This window comes from Paraburkholderia unamae (assembly GCF_003268775.1).
GTDB classification, from domain to species: Bacteria; Pseudomonadota; Gammaproteobacteria; order Burkholderiales; family Burkholderiaceae; genus Paraburkholderia; species Paraburkholderia unamae.
On sequence record NZ_QLSU01000006.1, the window covers coordinates 145,370 to 162,224 of the forward strand.

General features: G+C 63.4%; 16 protein-coding genes. 5 read left to right on the top strand and 11 right to left on the bottom strand.

All coding sequences use genetic code 11. The features are described from left to right. Nucleotides 1-13 precede the first annotated feature (13 nt). Nucleotides 14-1,135 carry an HlyD family secretion protein gene (locus C7401_RS12075; RefSeq protein ID WP_112171609.1) on the top strand — a complete coding sequence of 374 codons (1,122 nt, stop codon included), beginning with the start codon at nt 14-16 and terminating at the stop codon, nt 1,133-1,135. Beyond that, nucleotides 1,132-2,766, top strand: a complete 1,635-nt coding sequence (locus C7401_RS12080) for an MDR family MFS transporter (RefSeq protein ID WP_112171610.1) — start codon at nt 1,132-1,134, stop codon at nt 2,764-2,766. Before C7401_RS12075 ends, C7401_RS12080 begins: the two co-directional genes overlap by 4 nt. A 100-nt stretch (nt 2,767-2,866) precedes the next feature. Here C7401_RS12080 and C7401_RS12085 read toward each other — a convergent pair whose 3' ends face one another. The 3 genes from C7401_RS12085 to C7401_RS12095 form a co-directional block, all read right to left on the bottom strand. Continuing rightward, complete coding sequence (locus tag C7401_RS12085) at nt 2,867-3,085, bottom strand: hypervirulence associated TUDOR domain-containing protein (protein WP_112171611.1); 219 nt, start codon at nt 3,083-3,085, stop codon at nt 2,867-2,869. Between the two features lie 108 nt (nt 3,086-3,193). Beyond that, nucleotides 3,194-4,060, bottom strand: a complete 867-nt coding sequence (locus C7401_RS12090) for an aldo/keto reductase (RefSeq protein WP_112171612.1) — start codon at nt 4,058-4,060, stop codon at nt 3,194-3,196. Between the two features lie 77 nt (nt 4,061-4,137). Continuing rightward, nucleotides 4,138-4,587, bottom strand: a complete 450-nt coding sequence (locus tag C7401_RS12095; RefSeq protein WP_112171613.1) for a DUF3331 domain-containing protein — start codon at nt 4,585-4,587, stop codon at nt 4,138-4,140. Nucleotides 4,588-4,957: 370 nt separating this feature from the next. On the opposite strand from C7401_RS12095, the gene C7401_RS45555 reads away from it, so the two are divergent. After that, nucleotides 4,958-5,341 carry a helix-turn-helix domain-containing protein gene (locus C7401_RS45555; protein ID WP_258397040.1) on the top strand — a complete coding sequence of 128 codons (384 nt, stop codon included), beginning with the start codon at nt 4,958-4,960 and terminating at the stop codon, nt 5,339-5,341. On the opposite strand, the gene C7401_RS46090 is transcribed toward C7401_RS45555, so the two are convergent. The 6 genes from C7401_RS46090 to C7401_RS12130 form a co-directional block, all read right to left on the bottom strand. Continuing rightward, nucleotides 5,310-5,879 (bottom strand): helix-turn-helix domain-containing protein, encoded by a 570-nt coding sequence (locus C7401_RS46090; protein ID WP_112171614.1) that lies wholly within the window; start codon nt 5,877-5,879, stop codon nt 5,310-5,312. The genes C7401_RS45555 and C7401_RS46090 overlap by 32 nt on opposite strands. A 258-nt stretch (nt 5,880-6,137) precedes the next feature. Next, nucleotides 6,138-6,992 carry an urea carboxylase-associated family protein gene (locus C7401_RS12110; RefSeq protein WP_112171615.1) on the bottom strand — a complete coding sequence of 285 codons (855 nt, stop codon included), beginning with the start codon at nt 6,990-6,992 and terminating at the stop codon, nt 6,138-6,140. A 134-nt stretch (nt 6,993-7,126) separates the two neighbouring features. Then, nucleotides 7,127-7,801, bottom strand: coding sequence for a GntR family transcriptional regulator (locus C7401_RS12115; protein ID WP_258397003.1), 675 nt, complete (start codon nt 7,799-7,801; stop codon nt 7,127-7,129). A gap of 8 nt (nt 7,802-7,809) precedes the next feature. Next, nucleotides 7,810-9,336 (bottom strand): amino acid ABC transporter permease/ATP-binding protein, encoded by a 1,527-nt coding sequence (locus C7401_RS12120; RefSeq protein WP_112171617.1) that lies wholly within the window; start codon nt 9,334-9,336, stop codon nt 7,810-7,812. A 74-nt stretch (nt 9,337-9,410) separates the two neighbouring features. Further along, a complete protein-coding gene (locus C7401_RS12125) occupies nt 9,411-10,280 on the bottom strand; it encodes a transporter substrate-binding domain-containing protein (protein WP_112171618.1) in 870 nt (289 codons plus the stop codon). 340 nt (nt 10,281-10,620) lie between these two features. After that, nucleotides 10,621-11,856, bottom strand: a complete 1,236-nt coding sequence (locus C7401_RS12130) for an NADH:flavin oxidoreductase/NADH oxidase family protein (RefSeq protein WP_112171619.1) — start codon at nt 11,854-11,856, stop codon at nt 10,621-10,623. Between the two features lie 314 nt (nt 11,857-12,170). Between C7401_RS12130 and C7401_RS12135 the strand changes: the two genes are divergently transcribed. Both C7401_RS12135 and C7401_RS12140 read left to right on the top strand, forming a co-directional pair. Next, nucleotides 12,171-13,415: a saccharopine dehydrogenase family protein gene (locus C7401_RS12135; protein ID WP_112171620.1), complete on the top strand. Its 1,245-nt coding sequence runs from the start codon at nt 12,171-12,173 to the stop codon at nt 13,413-13,415. An 81-nt stretch (nt 13,416-13,496) separates the two neighbouring features. Beyond that, the gene (locus C7401_RS12140; RefSeq protein WP_112171621.1) at nt 13,497-13,979 is read left to right on the top strand and encodes a MerR family transcriptional regulator; all 483 of its coding nucleotides are present in this window, start codon (nt 13,497-13,499) and stop codon (nt 13,977-13,979) included. A gap of 88 nt (nt 13,980-14,067) precedes the next feature. On the opposite strand, the gene C7401_RS12145 is transcribed toward C7401_RS12140, so the two are convergent. Next, on the bottom strand, nt 14,068-16,281 hold the full coding sequence (locus C7401_RS12145; protein ID WP_112171838.1) for a penicillin-binding protein 1A: 2,214 nt from the start codon (nt 16,279-16,281) through the stop codon (nt 14,068-14,070). Nucleotides 16,282-16,444: 163 nt separating this feature from the next. Next, the gene (locus C7401_RS12150; RefSeq protein WP_112171622.1) at nt 16,445-16,723 is read right to left on the bottom strand and encodes a hypothetical protein; all 279 of its coding nucleotides are present in this window, start codon (nt 16,721-16,723) and stop codon (nt 16,445-16,447) included. Nucleotides 16,724-16,855: the final 132 nt, after the last annotated feature.

The following is a 16,855-nucleotide window of genomic DNA, read 5'->3' on the forward strand; positions in this document are numbered from 1 at the left end:
GAAGACTGTTTGCATGAGTACGACTGTTGATACCGAAGTTCAGACCATCACGTCCGCGCGCCGCGCGCGGCGTCCGTGGATCGTCGCGGGGACGTTGCTGGCGGTCCTCGTGGCTGCGGTTTGGGGCTGGCACTGGTGGCGGGTGGCGCGTTTCATCGAAACGACTGACGACGCCTACGTGCGCGCCGACGTCGTCACGGTCAGCCCTCGCGTGTCGGGTTACGTGACGAACGTCATGGTCGACGACAACCAGCCGGTCCGTCGCGGCGACGTGCTCGCGACGCTGGACGACCGTGATTACCGCGCGAAAGTGCAGGCCGCCCAGGCCGCCTTGCTGGAGGCGCAGGCGGCGTTGCAGGAAAGCACGGCCGCGGCGCAGACGCTCGACGCGCAACTCGCGCAACAGTCCAGCACGATCGCGCAGGCGCAAGCCGACGTGGATGCCGCGCGCGCCGAGTCCGCCCGCCGGGACGCCGACGCGACCCGCTATCGCGCCTTGCTTGCCGACGAAGCGGCCAGCGGCCAGCATTGGGAAGCGGCGCGCGCCGATGCGCTCAAGGCTCGCGCGGCGCTCGCGCACGCCGTGGCGGCGGCGCAGAGCCAGCGCGAACAGAGCGGGGTGCTGCGCAAGCGCCTGGCGCAGAACGACGCGGCGACCGCCGCCGCCCGCGCGCGCCTGGAAGCGGCGAAGGCACAACTGGCGCTCGCGCAACTGGACCTGGAGCACACGCGCATTCTCGCGACGCAAGACGGCATGGTCGGCCAGCGCAGCGCACGTGCCGGGCAATATGTGGAGGCGGGCACACCGCTGCTCGCCGTGGTGCCGATGCACGCCGTGTATGTGGTGGCCAACTTCAAGGAAACACAGCTTGCCGCGATGCGCGCTGGCGAGCCGGTCGAACTGGATGTCGACACCTTTGCAGGTCACGCCTTGCACGGCCGCGTGAGCGGCATCGCGCCGGGCTCGGGCGCCGAATTCGCGCTGCTGCCGCCGGACAATGCGACCGGCAACTTCACGAAGATCGTGCAGCGCGTGCCGGTGAAGATCGCGCTCGATGCCATGCCGCGCGATGTCGTGCTGCGGCCCGGCATGTCGGTCGTCGCGCGGGTCGATACGAAGGGGGCGCAGCGATGAGCGCCGCCGCTCCCCGGGCTCAGGAAGCGCACGAAACAGCGCACGAAGAATCGCACGAAGAATCGCACGAAGAATCGCACGAAGAAGCGGTCTCGCTGCGCTCGTGGGTCGCCGTGCTTGGCGGCGTGTTCGGCTGTTTCATGGCGGGCATGAACGTTCACGTGACCAACGCGTCGCTGCCCGACATACGGGGCTCGCTGGGTGCGAGCTTCGAAGAGGGATCGTGGATTACCACCGCCTATCTGGTTGCCGAAATCGTCGTCATTCCGCTCACTGGCTGGCTCGTGCAGGTGTTTTCCGCGCGGCGCGTGTTGCTCGTGGGCGCATCCGGGTTTCTGGGCTTCTCGCTGGCGTGTTCGCTCGCGCCGACGATCGGCACGATGATCGCTGCGCGCACGTTACAAGGCGCGTTTGGCGGCGTGCTCATCCCGCTGTCGTTCCAGCTTATCGCCACCGAACTTCCGAAGTCGCGCCACCCGCTTGGCATGGCGCTTTTTGCGGTCGCCAATAACGTGGCGCAGGCGGCCGGCCCGTCGTTGGGCGGCTGGCTGACCGACACGTATTCGTGGCGCTGGATTTTCTATCTACAGATTCCCCCTGCGCTGGCCTTGATCGCCGCGATTGCGTGGGCGATCCGGCCGGTCGCCGTCGACACAGGCCGGCTGCGCAGTGCCGACTGGTCAGGCATCCTGACCATGGCCGTGGGCCTGAGTGCGCTGCAAATCGTGCTCGAAGAGGGGGGGCGCAAGGACTGGTTCGCATCGGGCGGCATCGTGCTGCTCTCGTGTATCGCGGCGGTCGGTCTGGTGGCGTTCGTCGTGATCGAGGTGCGGCGCGCGCAGCCGTTCATCAATCTGCGGTTGCTTGCCGGGTATAACTTCGGCCTTGCCAGCCTGATGCAGTTCCTGTTCGGCGCCGTTGCGTTCGGGGTCGTCTTTCTGGTGCCCAATTACCTGGCCGAGGCGCAGGGATACAGCGCGCGCGACATCGGCATGGTGATGATCCCCTATGGGCTCGTTCAGTTCGCCATGTCGTTTCTCACGCCGCCGCTCATGCGCCGCACGAGTCCGCGCATGGTAATTGCGCTCGGCTTCCTGCTGGTAGCGGCGGGCTGCCTGATGAACATTCATCTCGACGCCGATTCCGCGCGCAACGTCATTGTGCCGTCGCTGATCGTGCGCGGCGTGGGACAGTCGTTCGTGGTGATCGCGCTGTCGGTGATGGCCGTGAACGGTGTCGACAAGACGCAGCTGGGCTCGGCGTCCGGCGTTTTCAACATGGTGCGCAACGTGGGCGGCGCGATCGGCATCGCGGTCGTGAGCCAGATCGTGGTCGAACGTCAGAAGCTGCACATGGCGCGCATTGGTGAGGCGGTGACGCCTTATGCGCAAGCGTTTCAGGAGCGCATGGTGCTGCTCGTGCGCGTGATATCGCGACTGCACGTGCCGCGCGCGGAGGGACTGCCGCACGGGCGCTTTGACGGCACGTACGAGACCGCACTTGCGCTCGTCAATCAGCAGGTGATTCGCGAAGCACTCCTGATGGCCTACAGCGACACGTTTCTGATCGCGGGCCTGGCGATGCTGGCGTGCGTGGCGGGGGCATTCGCTCTGCGGGGCGTGAAGCCGTGACTGGCGAAGGCGTGCCTGCTCACGGCCCGCCTTCCCCGCACTGCTGAGGCGGTCGCCTGTGTTGTACCGAAAGCCGCGGGCGCCGTGCGCCCGGTTGTGGTCAGTGCTTGTGCACCTTCTCCAGCCCGTCCGCGCGATACACCTCGTGCTGACCGCTTTTCTCGCTTTCGACCTCGTAATACGGGTCGTCCTTCGACGCGGCGACAGTCTGACCGTCCAGTTCCGTGTCCCTGATGATCCGGCGCACGACCGTGCCTGTCGTCGTGCCTTCCAGGCTGTTCCACGTGACGCGATCGCCTGTTTTGAGTCGATGGGACATGATTGTGCCCTCCGGTTGTTCAATCCTCAATCAGCGGCGCATTCTTTGTTCCTGAGGCCGGGGGCGAGTGAGCGCCGCTCGCGCGCAGGCGGCCTGGCGACAGGGAACTCAGCTCGCGAGTGCGTTCAGACGGCTCATCTCTTCGTCCGATAGCTTGATAGCGGCGGCTGCGACATTCGCCCGCAGATGCGTCCGCTTGGACGTCCCCGGAATCGGGAGTATCACCGGGCTCTTGTGGAGCAACCATGCGATAGCGATTTGCATGGGCGAAGCACCGTGGTCGCGGGCAACTTCGCTTATGGTGTCAGACGATGCGCCGATATTGCCAGCGGCCAACGGGTACCAGGGGATGAATCCGATATTGTTCGCTTCGCAGTATTCGAGCACGGATTCGCTTTGACGATCGAGTAGGTTATAGCGATTTTGAACCGTCGCCACCGTGAAATACTTCGATGCGGCTTTGATCTCTTCGACGGTGACTTCGCTCAGGCCGACAAAGCGGACAATGCCTTCCTTTTGCAGCGCTTTGACCGCGTCGAATTGCTCGTCGGCGGGGACAGCCGGGTCGATTCGATGCAACTGCCAGAGACCAATCTGTTCAACGCCCAGATTCTTCAGGCTGCGTAGCGCGCGCTCACGCAGGTATTCGGGTCGTCCGTCCGGCTGCCACTGGTCGGGGCCGGGGCGACGCAGCCCTGCTTTGGTCGCGACGAGAACATGCTTGTACGGATGCAGCGCTTCGCGGATAAGCTGTTCGGAGACTTCCGGGCCGTATGAGTCGGCGGTATCGACGAAATCGATTCCAGATTCCGGGAGCGATTCCAGGACGCGAAGCGCTTCCGCCGGATCATCGGGCGGCCCCCAAATCCCGGGTCCGGTGATTCGCATCGCGCCGTAGCCCAGCCGGGTAATGTCCACTTCGCCGGCGAGCTTGAATGTGCCAGACGCGGATGCGGAAATGAGTGGTTCGCTCATGATCAGGAAATCCTTTAGCTAAATATTGAAACCCCGCGTTCAATGCCAGGGTGTCTCGGCGGTTGGGGCGACGACGATCAGTCCTTGACCGACGAGGCGAGAATCATGGCTTGCTCGTTGGCCGGCGGGTTGGAAACACGGGTGTACGGCGCGTATACGGCATCCCCGCGCGCAATCGACTCGCCAGTGAGGGCACAGTGACCGGAGCGCCGTGCCGACCTTTTGGTCCAAAGCTGGTCGCTGTAACGGCATGACGTCGGATCGCACCAGTTCAAGAGGATGGACCGGTCGGTGACACGCTCGACAACCGTGACGACTGCATGAGACAGCCGGCGCACGGTTACATCGTCGCCCGGCACCTTGCGCCGAGGCTTCGAGGCGGGCGGGACCGTGTCCCTGCGAACCGGTTCGACGTCCGGGTTGCAGTTTCGGGCGGTTAGGGCTTCGAGCACAGTGATAGTGTCCATCCAGGCATCTCGGTTGAGCGTCGGCTCGGTTTGACTGAACCCCGGGGGGATGGTGTTCACTTTTTTCCTCCGTCCTTAGGCCGGTCTGCGTGACGCCGCTCGGGCCGCGTTGCCGAACTGGCCTGCACATGGCATCCGTGACGCTGATCGTATACCGGGTGATGGGGAGCGATAAATCGGCTATCCGCGAATTCTTAATTTGACGTTCTCAAACAGTGGGCCGCTCGTAACCGTCGCGGCCGTGCGGAGCGGTACGATGTCGACTGTGCCCGAGAGCAAATACCAGGTATGTTGGCCTCACGCTCATGTCGCTATAATTCGCCAAAGCTGAACAATGGGCCTTGCGAGGCTTGTGGCGTCGGGAATTTTCACCGAAGTGCGAGCACCAGACCGGGACGATATGACTCCGGGCAAGCAGGAAATTTTGCATATGGCCGCGGAATGCTTCATGGAGCAGGGCTTCCACGCGACCAGCATTGACGACGTGGCTCGTCGCCTGGGCGCGACGAAGGGGCGGGTCGCCGCCGCGGCTGCGAATGCGCAATCGATTCGTGAATTAGGGGAAAGACTTGCACGTCTAAAACCGACTAAGAAGTGTGTTTCCGTTGCAGATGGAAACTGCCGCTTTTCGCTGCGGGGCGAGTATCCCAGGGAAGCGGTCACGAGACAGCACAACGGAGGCGGTCGATGCGCGTCATGGTCAAAGGTGCGGTCGGGTTTATCGGCCGGTCGCTCACTGCGAAACTGCTGGATGGTGTCCGCTTTGCCGGCGGACAAGGCGGCTATCGCGCGATCGATGAAATCGTGCTCGTAGACCGCGATTTCCCGCAGAAGGCGCCATTGCGCACGGCTGGCGGAGTCAGGGTTGTCCATCTGACGGGAGACCTGGCCGACGCCGGTTTCGTCGACGAAGTGGCATCGTCAGCGATTTCGGAAATGGAGCGCGTTGTGCGCAGGAGCATGTCCTTCGCCCGAGCGACCTTGTTCAGCATGGCCCACTGGTGTGGCGGGAAGTTCGTGGACTTCTTGAATTCCCGGGCGAAGTGCGCCGTGGATAGCCCGCAGGCTGCGCTAAGCGCCAGCAGCGTCACGCTGTCGTGGTCCTGCACGGAGAGCATCGCTTTCGCGAGCTTTAGATGATGGGGGGCCAGGCCGCCTTTATGTCTCCGGCGTCCTGCGTTCGCGCAGCGGTCCGCTTCGAAAACGTAAGAGACGATTCTCTGTGTCGATACCTCGAAGAAAATCGCAGGAGGCAGTTCGTTCTCGACCAAGCCGCCTTCAGAGCCCCCTCCGGCGAGGTCGCTCGACGAAAAGCGAAGGCTTTCGACAGCCGGGAGATGTCGTTTCAGCATGGATCACCTTGGACCAGGGCGAAGCTGTCAAACGGCGGTGGAGACGGTTTTGTAGCATCTTACTTCGCCCCGTGCGTCGGCGTTTGAATACGGCGGGGACCGGTAGGGAAATGCTATCGATGCCGTATTTTGCACCAATGTTCTGTTCCCACGGCATTTTCAGTTTGTAATCTACGTGTCGGCATTTCCACCGGACTCGTCAGAGCGCCACCAGCCGAGGCTAACCGCCCGGCCGGCGGCATCGCTACTTACTCGCGCTCAGCACCCGCACTTCCATTGCGGCTGCGTCAGACTCATACCGTGCTGGCCTTTGTACGCGGCAACCGAAGGCGACGTCCACCCTTCGAGCATCGGCGGCGCGAGCCGGTAGATCTCGATGCCCAGCGGCCGGCACACTTCCAGCGGGTCGCGCGCGTCCGGTCCCCACATGGGCAACGACAGATCGCCGCCCGGGCAGGTCGACAGCGCGCACAGCAGGTCGATTTCCGCGAAGAATTCGAGGTAATCGCCCTTCTTGGCGGGGCATGCCTTCATGAAATACTTGTCCTCGAGATTCAGCCCCGTGCACTGGAACACGTTCAGCACGTCGTGCACATCGTATTCGGTCAAGCCATACGGCGCGATGGCCCGTGTCAGGTTCGAGTGACAATGGAAATGAAAATCTTCGCCAGTCAGCATGCGGTTCACGTACGGGTCGCAGCGCGTGCCGAGCAGATCGTGAACGCGGCCGCCATGTTCGTCGACGCCGTAGTCGGCGAGGCTATCGTCGGTGATCGTCACCATCGGACGCAGGAACGGCAGCGTCGACCACAGGCGATCGAAGGTGCTCACGTGCGCCTGCTGCAATTGACGTGTGCGCGAGGCCCACATGCGCTCGCGCGGGTTGTGCAGGTTCCACATGTTCAGGTCGGCCACTTGCGGACCTTCGATGGTGACGATGCGGAACACGTGTCCGGCCGGAACGGTCCACGCCTGGCCCGAGCGGATCGGCACCACGATCGATTCGACCAGCGTGCGCGTATCGTGTTCCGAGGCGATGCGCCGGTAGAAGTCCTTGTCGGGATCGAGCGCGGAACCCTTCGTGGATTGATAGGCGGCAGGGTAGTTCAACATGATAAAGACTCCTTATTGGACACGCGAACAGGCTGGCTTGGTTGTGCTAGCTCGCCCGTTTAAACGTTACGCATTCAATGCGCAACGGTGTGGATGAGATATCGATGAATGAAACGCGAAAGCGCGGCAACAAATCAAAGGTAATCGAGCAGGGCGTGCTCCGATTGCGTCAGGTAATCCGCGAGGGCGGCGCGGGCCTCGGTCACGCGAGCGCTCGCGATCAGTTCCAGAATCTGCCCGTCCTTTTCGATCCAGGGCCGCTGGAAGCGCCGCTCGTCAGGGGCGGAGGCAAACACCAGACGCAGTTGCGCCAGGATCGTCGTGAAGAACGTGTCGAACAGCGGGCTGGCGAGCAACTGCACGATGCGGCGGTGAAACAGCAGGCTGTACGTGCCGACACTGCGCCAGTCGCTTTCGTTCGCCGCCGCTTGCGCACGCTCGACCGCGTCGCGCATCGCGGCGATTTCCTCTTCCTCGATCGGGGCCTCGCGCATCAGGGCCTGAAGTTCGAGCGTTCGGCGCACGCGATAAATGTCGCGTACGTCGTGACGCGTCAAGGTGCGCACGATCACGCCGCGATGCCGGTAGTGCACCGCGAGCCCTTCACGGCACAAGAGTCGCAACGCTTCACGCAGGGTGTTGCGCGAAACGTCGTGCGCCTGTGTGAGATCGTTCTCGACGAGCGCGGTGCCCGGCGGCAATTTGCCTTCGATAATCTCGTCGCGAATCGTCGACAGGATTCGGTCCGTGACCGATTGCGCGGACTCCTGGTCAGTCAGTGCGGTTGCGGCCGGGTAAGAGGTAGGCATACGGTCTGTCATGCAAAGTGAACGTCTTTGAGGAAGCCGCCGATTCGCGAAGCTTTGTCGAGCCTGGCCAGTTCGTGCGGTGGTGCATCGTTCACGATCATGCCCGATTCCATGAACACGATGCGGTCCGAAATGCGGAACGCAAAGTTGATTTCGTGGGTGACGATAATCATGGTCATGCCTTCGCGCGCCAGTTCCTCAATGACCTTGAGCACTTCGCTGACCAGTTCCGGATCGAGCGCCGAGGTCGGCTCGTCGAACAGGACGATCGAAGGCTGCATCGCCAGAGCCCGCGCAATCGCCACGCGCTGCTGCTGGCCGCCTGACAACTGATGCGGATACTTGTGCGCATGCGCCGCCATTCCCACCTTGGCCAGCAAGCGCATGCCCGATTCGTCGAGCGACGCCCCGTTTTGGCGCCCATGATAGCGCGGCGCGAGCGTCACATTCTGGAGCACGGTCTGATGCGGGAACAGATTGAAGCTCTGAAACACCATGCCGATATCGAGAATCCCGCGCATGTGCTGCGCATGCGGCACCTTGCCATGCCTGGCGCGCGGCGGCCACAGGAAGGCCTTGGCATGCAGGCGCACTTCGCCGTCGTCGAGCGTTTCGAGGCCATTCAGCGTGCGGATAAGCGAAGTCTTGCCCGAGCCCGACGGGCCGATAATCGACACGACCTCTCCCGCGCGCACAGTCAGATCGATTCCTTTGAGCACTTCATGATCGCCATAGCGCTTGCGGATTCCGATGGCTTCCAGCGCACGCGTCGCGCTACCGCCTCGCGCCTTGCCGTCGCCCGTCATGGCCGCGCCGGTGCGCGGTGTTTCCGCAGGCGCGACGGCGACGGCAATGTGCGTGCGGCGCGTGACGTCCAGATGCTTTTCAAGCATTTTCAACACGTGGCCGAACACGGTGACGATGAGCACATAGTAGAACGAAACGGCCAGCATCGTCTCGAGCACCTTGAAGTTCTGCGTGTACAGGCGCTCGCCGACCAGCAGGATTTCGGCCAGCGAGATGACCGATACCAGCGACGTCAGCTTGACGATCGTGATGTACTCGTTGATGAGTGCCGGCAGCGCAACACGAAACGCCTGCGGCAGCACGATCAGCCGTTGCAGCCCGACGAAGCGGATCCCCAGCGCCTTGCCCGCTTCGAGCTGGCCCTTGTGTAGCGACAGCAGGCCGCCGCGATGAATCTCCGCAATATAGGCGGCCTCGCTGATCGAGAGCGCAAGGAGACCGGCCCAGAACGGATCGGACAGCAGGCCGCCCGTCCAGGGCAGCACCTGCGGCAGGTTATAGACGAAGATGAGCAGCACGAGCAGCGGCAGGCTGCGAAAAAGCCAGATGTAGGCGCTGCATGCCACGCGCAGCGGCATGATCGTGGACTGCTTGCCGAGCGCGAGAGCGAAGCCCGCGACGATGCCGATTATCCAGGTTGCCGCGCTCAGTTCGATCACGAGCCACGCTGCTTTCCAGAAGGCGGTGTCGAACAATAACGAAGCCGTGTAGTGCCAGTCGAATACCATGTGCGTTCTCTCACGAAGCGCAGTCACGAGGGCATGGGCGGCTGCCCGGCCGCATGCCGCACGCGATCCTGCCTTTAGTTCGATGCCGTGCCGAGCGCACGGGCGATGTCGTCGTCGGTCGGCTCGGCCACGTTGTATTGCTTCAGGAGCGCCTGGTATTCGCCCGCCTGCTTCATCGACGCGAACGCGGTCTTCAACTGGCCGAGCAGCGCGTCATTGCCTTTCTTCACGCCGAGCCCGATGACGACCGGATAGAGCTGGGCGGTCGAGGTGATCGCCACACGGCCGTCGAGCTTGTTGACAGTCATCTGCGCGACGGCCGAGTCTTCGAACTGCGCGTCGACCGCGTGTGCCAGCACGGCCTGGGCCGCTTCCGGCGACGTCTCGAACTCGCGCACGTCGATCGCGCCGCGGCCGGCCGGAACGCAGACCTGCTTCGACACGTCGTTGAGTTTCGGAATCCACGAGGCACCCTTGATCGAACTCACGCGCTTGCCGCACAGGTCTTCCGGCTTCTTCGGCGCGAAACCGGAATGACTGAGGGCCAGCAGCGAGCCGCCGGTCTTCAGGTAGGGCACGAAGTCGATCTGCTTCGCGCGTTCCGGCGTCACATAGAGCGCGGAGGCGATCACGTCGAACCGGTTCGCGTTGACGCCGAGGATCAGGTTGGCGAAGCGCGTATCGACGAAGCCCGGCTGGAGCTTCAGGTGCCCGGAGAGCTTCGCCATGAACGCGGGATCGAAACCGGCGGGCGTGGCGCCCTGCGTGTAGTCGTAGGGCGGATACGTCAGATCCGCGCCGATCGTCAGCTTGCCGGGCGCGACGGTCGGAACCGCGCTCGCAGCGAACGCGTGAGCCGTACCGCACAGCGCGAGCACGGCGGCGCACTTCGAAATGCGCGGCAGGCAGGACAGGACAGACTTCAGATCAAGTTGGGCTTTCATGGGGGGCTCGCTCGTCCGCGTGAAGGTGGCTGAAATGATTGTAGAACAACTCATAATAGATCGTTCAACAATATTCAGAACTTAAGCATGAGTCATGCCAGGATGGACGGAAGGTGGCGAACACCGGTATGGAAGCCGGTCAGGCGCGGCTCGACGACCGCGTATCGAGTTTCCGACGGGCGATGAGACTATCGTCGATGCACCAGTTTCGAGCGCCTGCATGCGGGGTGGAATGGCGGGCGCGTGCTGAAACGGTGCATGTCGTGGCGAGGAATGGGGCACGGGTCTGGACGCCTGCGGCGTACGATTTCGCAGGTCCGTGCCGGGATGTGCGCGAAGACTAGGGCTTCGAGCGCAGCGCCATCCAGCGCCGGTATTCGCGGCTGCGCGCTGCATCGGCCAGCTGTTGCAGGATCAGCGCGCGCAAAGGCGACACGTTCGGGTGCGGCGGCTTTCCCAGGCTCAATCGGCGCAATTGAAACTTGACGGCGGCCATGTTGGCCAGAGACGCCAGCGGCTTGTTCTTCCATGTGATTGGCGCGAGTGCCGGCGCGCTGTCCTTGCCGGCCCGCCATTCACGGGGCAGATCCGGTTCGATAGCCAGCGCCGTACCGATCCCGACCATATCCACCCCGCTCGTGATGACCTGTTCGGCGACAGTCCGGCGGCGGATGCCGCCGGTGACCATCACGGGCATCGTTGCGATCGTCCGGATGTCGCGCGCGAATTCCACGAAATAGGCTTCGCGGGCGAGGGTGCGGCCGTCACGCGCGTCGCCTTGCATGGCCGGCGCTTCATAGCTTCCGCCCGATAGCTCGACCAGATCGACTGCCAGATCGTTGAGTTGCTTCACGACCTGGCGGGCCTCGTCGGCACTGAAGCCGCCGCGTTGGAAGTCGGCGGAATTCAGCTTGACGGCAACGGCGAACCGGGGAGAAACGGCTGCACGAACGGCTTTGACGATCTCCATCAACAGGCGAGCGCGGTTCTCGAGCGACCCACCCCATTGGTCCGTTCTCTGATTGGTGAGCGGCGACAGAAACTGGCTGAGCAGGTAACCATGAGCCGCGTGGATCTCAACGCCCGTGAAGCCGGCCAGTTCGCCCAGTTGCGCAGTGCGCGCAAAGCGCTGGATCACCGTATCGATCATCTCGTGCGTCATCGCGTGGGGCGTATTGAAGTGCTTTGACATCGTGCCCAGTGCCAGCGGCACCGCCGAAGGCGCCCATGTCGGCTGCCCGAGATTGGCCCGCATCTGGCGGCCCGGATGATTGATTTGCAGCCAGAATTGCGCGCCTTTCGATCGACCGATCTGCGCCCATCGTCTGAATGCTTCGATGTGCTTGTCATTTTCGAGCACCACGCCGCCGGGGCCCGTCATGGCGCGGCTGTCGACCATTACGTTGCCGGTAATGAGCAGGCCGGCGCCGCCTTCCGCCCACGCTTGATACAGACGCATCAGCGACTCCGACGGGGCGTGATCGGCGTTCGCCATGTTTTCCTCCATGGCGGCTTTCGCGATGCGGTTCCGGATGGTCGAACCGTTGGGTAAGGCTAGCGTGTCGAACACGTTCATGGATTCACCTCGTTTGAGCGTGGTTCGACTCTAAGGTTAAAGGTAACTTGAATGTCAATGCCTCTTGCGGGCTTGAGCGGTCTCCGGGCGGATCTTCATGCTTGACCTTCAAGTTGGGTTTAACCTTATAGTGCTCGCTGACACGCCGCGTGCCGGGTGAGCCATCGAGAAAGGTCATCGAACCTGGGCGAAGCGGCGCGGGAAATATCGATTGTTATAAAGGATTCCAAATTAATGGGTTGCTTCGCGGGTCGGTCCCACGTGGATGCCCGACTTCCACTACTGCACCAGAAAGCGCGCGCGAGGAAACATCCATGAGCACGCTCCGCTATGACATCGTCGTGTTTGGCGCCAGCAGCTTTGTAGGTCAGATCCTCACGCGCTACCTGGCTGAATACTTTTTGGCGCAGGGGGAAACCCTGCGCTGGGCGATTGCGGGCCGATCGGAAGCGAAGCTCAACGATGTCAAGCGCTCGCTCGGCGCTGAGTGGCAGTCCTTGCCTGTCATCGTCGCGGACGCGGCGAGCGAAATGCAGTTGCGAGCGCTGTGCGAGCAGACCCGCGTGGTCGTGTCCACGGTCGGCCCCTATGCGCTCTATGGCGAACCGCTCATCAAGGTTTGCGTTGAGAGCGGCACCGATTACTGCGACCTCACTGGCGAAACCCAGTGGATCAAAAGGATGATCGAGCAGTACGAGTCGACGGCTCAGAGGACAGGGGCGCGCATCGTTCATTGCTGCGGCTTCGACTCGGTTCCCTCGGATATGGGCGTGCAATTCCTTCAGCAACACGCGATGCGGCAATTCGGTGCGCCGGCTACGCACGTCAAGATGCGCGTCAAGACCCTCAAGGGAGGCGCATCGGGCGGCACGGTGGCGAGCCTGATCAACGTGGTCCAGGAGGCGGCTGCCGATCCGTCGTTGCGCCAGGCGCTGATCAATCCCTATGCGCTTTGTCCCAACGCTCACGGTTACACGGCGCGGCAGCACGTCGTCAGGACCGCGGAGTTCGATGCCGCGTTCGACGCATGGATCGCCCCCTTCGTGATGGCGGCGATCAACGAGCGCGTCGTGCACCGCTCCAATGCCCTCAGCGGCAACGCCTATGGCAGTCAGTTCACCTATGATGAAGCCGTCCTCACAGGGCCGGGCTTGAAGGGGCGGCTGAGCGCTTTCGCCACCGTGGCAGGGCTGGCGGCGTTCATGGCGGGCATCGTCATCGGCCCGGTTCGCCGCGTGATGCAACGCTTCCTGTTGCCCAAGCCGGGTGAGGGTCCAAGCCCGGAGGCTCAACGGGCCGGGTGCTACGATTTGCGGTTTTTCGGCCGGACCGACGAAGGCCAGGTGGTGCGCGTGAAAGTGACCGGGGATCGCGATCCTGGGTACGGCTCGACCGGCAAGATGCTGGGGCAGGCTGCCATCAGCCTCGCTCGCGATCTCGTCGAGGACGGCGTCAAGGTCGGGCGTGGCGGCGGCTTCTGGACACCGGCCACGATTTTCGACGAGCGCTTCATCGAGCGTTTGACTCGCCATGCGGGTTTGCGTTTCGAGCGGATATGATGTGTCAGCACGGCTGACGTTGCTGTGGGGCAGCCGTCAAGTCGATGGTCAGTTGCGGCCTGGGCGGGGAGGATGGGAAACATGAAAATTGGCGAGCTTGCGCAGCGCACGGGTCTTGCGGCTTCGCGCATTCGCTTCTACGAAGATATCGGTCTGCTCAAGCCCGAGCGTGAGCCGAATGGCTACCGGACGTATTCGCCTCAAGCCGTGCTGGTGCTCAATCTGATTGCGACGGCCCAGCAGGCCGGTTTCAGTCTGGACGAGATTCGCATGTTGCTGCCGCCCGACATGGCGCAATGGCAGCACGGCTCGTTGATCGAAACGCTGCGCGGCAAGGTGCAGGATATCGAGGCACTGGAATCGCGACTCGCGCAGAGCAAGGCGCATCTCGTCGCGCTCATGGCGGAGATCGAGGCGAAACCCGAGGACATGGACTGCACGACCAATGCGACGCGAGTGCTGTCCCGGCTACATTCGGGTGAAGTGAAAACACCGGCGCTGGAAGCCGCAGACGTCACGACGCTTCGCAAAGCGAAGCGTCGTGTGCCGCTCAAGCGTGGCTAGGGGGGCAGCACGCTTTCGCTGGAGACCAGGCTATGACGCCATACGCCGCCGTCATCACGGGTCTGCGGACCCGCGCCTCGCAAGCGCCCTAGAAATTCCAGAAGAGGAAATGGTGGCGCTTGTGCGCACGAGGTGCGCGCGGCGTAACCCTCCCTGGGGCCAACTGCTCGTGTGCGTCGATAACCCGGGCACGCAGCGCCATGTCATAGAAGGCGCCGACCACCGGCAAGGCGCTGTGCGCACCTTCACCCCAGTAGTCGTTGCGTAGCGTCACGCGCGCGTCGTCGAATCCCACCCATGCACCGGCAACCAGTTGGGGGTGAATCAGGATGAACCAGCTATCGGTGCTGTCCTGCGTGGTGCCCGTCTTGCCGGCGACGTCGGCGTGAATCCCGAAGCGTGTCCGGATGTCGCTGCCCGTGCCGCGGTCGACGACATCGCGCATCGCGTCGACCAGCTTCAGTGCCGCACCGGCCGGCAGCGCCTGCTCCGGTCGTGCAGCGGGAAAATCGGCAAGCACGTTGCCGTCGCGATCCTCGATGCTTGTCACCATGCGTGGCTCGACATAGGCGCCGCGGTCGGCGATCGTGCAATACGCCGAGACCATCTCCCTGAGCGTGACCGGGCTCGTGCCCAGCGCGAGCGACGGCACCGGGTCCAGCGGGCTCTCGCGCACACCCATCGCGCGCGCGAGTGCGGCGACCTTCGCCGGCCCCTCGCGTTGCATGAGCTGGGCAGTGACGCGGTTACGCGAGAAAGCCAGGGCGTCACGCAGCGACATCGGCCGGCCGGTCGGCGGCTCCGCGTCGGTCGGCTTCCATACCGCATTGCCCTTCAACGGGATCGCGACGTTGCGATCGACGATCGTGTCGCCCGGCTGCGCGCCATCCGCAAAGGCGGCGCCATAGACGAACGCCTTGAACGTGGAACCCGGTTGCCGTCGCGCCTGCTGAACATGATCGAACGGCTCGTCGTGAAAGTCGGGGCTGCCGACCCATGCCTTGATGTCTCCGTTGCGCGGATCCATGGCGACGAATCCGGCCTGAATCTGCGTCTTGCTGTGGCAGAGGCCATCGACAAACGACGCGTCCATTGCCAGCTTCCTGATGGCGGCCTGATCCGATAGTCCGGTATCCCGTGCGGCCCGGTACTCCGCCGTTTGCCTGATGAACGACTGGAACAGCGCGTTGCCCGGCCAGCAGCCCGTGCGCGTGTTCCACGCGCCGTTGGCGATCGACTGCAACTGGCCGGTCTGCCACGCGACCGCCTGCGTCGCCATTGCCTGAAGCCGGGAGTCGATGGTGGTGCGCACAACGAGCCCGTCGGAATAGATGTTGTAGCCGTTTCGATCCGCCCACGCGGTCAGCCACCTGCGCAACTGGGCCGAGAAGTGTGGAGCTGAGCCAACGGCCTCGGCCTGGGGCTCGAAGTTGACGTTGAGCGGCTGGCGCATGAGCCACGCGTAGGCACCCGGCGGGAGTTTGCCGAACTTCACCATTTGCTGGAGCACCGTGTTGCGGCGCTCCATCGCGCGATCCGGATTGAGCACCGGGTTATAAGCGCTGTTCGCTTTCAGCATGCCCACGAGCGTTGCACTCTCGAGGACATTCAGCTTCGCGGCGGGCTTGCCAAAGTACGTGCGGGCAGCCATCTCCACGCCGTACGCGTTGTACAGAAAGGGCACCGTGTTCAGGTACGTCTCCAGGATCTGGTCCTTGCTGTACACGGATTCGATCTTGAGGGCGGTGATGGCTTCCTTGAGCTTGCGCGTCAGCGTGGGTGCGCGGCCGATTTCATCCGGATACAGGTTGCGTGCGAGCTGCTGGGTGATCGTGGAGCCGCCCTGGCGACTGCTCGTGAACGTATGAAGCGCGGCCCCCGCAACGCGCTGGAGGTCAATGCCGTGATGCTGGTAGAACCGGTGATCCTCGGTCGCAATCAGCGCGTCCACCACATGCGGAGAAATCTGGTCGAGCGTGACCCACTCGCGATTGACCGGCTTGAACTCGGCGAGCACCTTGCCATCGGAGGAAAGAATCAGCGCGGGACGGTCGACGCGGGCCTTGCGGATGTCACCCAGGCGCGGCGTGAACGGCACCAGCGCCAGCGTGTAGGCCAGCACAAACAACGGCAAGGCGGCGAGCGCCAGAACGATGCCGCGACGCGTCGGGTGGCGAATGCCGTGCAGCGTCGCGCGGACAAGGCGGCGTGACTGCGCGCCGGCGGAGGCGGCGAGCGAGCGCCCACGGTTCACCCAGCGTGCGCAGAGTTCACGAAATAGCGACACATACGGGTGGTTCACAGTGGCGGCGCAATGGACGAAAGGCGGGATCGTACCAAAGCGCAGGCGCGGTTCCGGCGGCAAAACGGGCCGATGCGCCTGCCGCTAACAGATCATTACACTTGTTTCGATTCTGCGGGGTCGCGCGCCGTGTGCGCGGACTGCCGCAGAGGCGCGGGTGCGATCAGCACTCGCCTTTCTTGGCGTGGCCGGGCGGGCAATGCCAACCCTTGCCGTGATGATGGTGCTTTTCCCAGTCGTCACGTTCCCAGTAGCGGTGGCCATCCCAGTAGCGGTCGCCATGCCAGCCCGGCGTAACGACGATGGCGGCAGGAGGAGGCGGCGCGACCACGACAGGGCCGCCCACGTTGATGCCGACATTGACGTCGGCGGCGTGTACTGCGCCAGACAGGGCGATGGCAGCGGCTACGAGTGCCCACTGTGCGAGTGCTTGTTTCTTCATGGAACGGTCCTCCAGATTTCAACGCGTGCCGGATCGAATTTCGCTGGACAACAAAAAACCCACGCTACGGTGGGTTCTTTGGCACGACGGCTTCTTGCAGGATTTGCAAGAAGCCTGACTGGGTGTTGGTTG

Bases quoted from the DNA above. Each gene is read 5' to 3' on its own strand.
- C7401_RS12115 (WP_258397003.1), bottom strand. From the start codon at position 7,801: ATGCCTACCTCTTACCCGGCCGCAACCGCACTGACTGACCAGGAGTCC.
- C7401_RS12075 (WP_112171609.1), top strand. From the start codon at position 14: ATGAGTACGACTGTTGATACCGAAGTTCAGACCATCACGTCCGCGCGC.
- C7401_RS46090 (WP_112171614.1), bottom strand. From the start codon at position 5,879: ATGCTGAAACGACATCTCCCGGCTGTCGAAAGCCTTCGCTTTTCGTCG.
- C7401_RS12140 (WP_112171621.1), top strand. From the start codon at position 13,497: ATGAAAATTGGCGAGCTTGCGCAGCGCACGGGTCTTGCGGCTTCGCGC.
- C7401_RS12090 (WP_112171612.1), bottom strand. From the start codon at position 4,060: ATGAGCGAACCACTCATTTCCGCATCCGCGTCTGGCACATTCAAGCTC.
- C7401_RS45555 (WP_258397040.1), top strand. From the start codon at position 4,958: ATGGCCGCGGAATGCTTCATGGAGCAGGGCTTCCACGCGACCAGCATT.
- C7401_RS12125 (WP_112171618.1), bottom strand. From the start codon at position 10,280: ATGAAAGCCCAACTTGATCTGAAGTCTGTCCTGTCCTGCCTGCCGCGC.
- C7401_RS12110 (WP_112171615.1), bottom strand. From the start codon at position 6,992: ATGTTGAACTACCCTGCCGCCTATCAATCCACGAAGGGTTCCGCGCTC.
- C7401_RS12085 (WP_112171611.1), bottom strand. From the start codon at position 3,085: ATGTCCCATCGACTCAAAACAGGCGATCGCGTCACGTGGAACAGCCTG.
- C7401_RS12130 (WP_112171619.1), bottom strand. From the start codon at position 11,856: ATGAACGTGTTCGACACGCTAGCCTTACCCAACGGTTCGACCATCCGG.
- C7401_RS12150 (WP_112171622.1), bottom strand. From the start codon at position 16,723: ATGAAGAAACAAGCACTCGCACAGTGGGCACTCGTAGCCGCTGCCATC.
- C7401_RS12080 (WP_112171610.1), top strand. From the start codon at position 1,132: ATGAGCGCCGCCGCTCCCCGGGCTCAGGAAGCGCACGAAACAGCGCAC.
- C7401_RS12120 (WP_112171617.1), bottom strand. From the start codon at position 9,336: ATGGTATTCGACTGGCACTACACGGCTTCGTTATTGTTCGACACCGCC.
- C7401_RS12135 (WP_112171620.1), top strand. From the start codon at position 12,171: ATGAGCACGCTCCGCTATGACATCGTCGTGTTTGGCGCCAGCAGCTTT.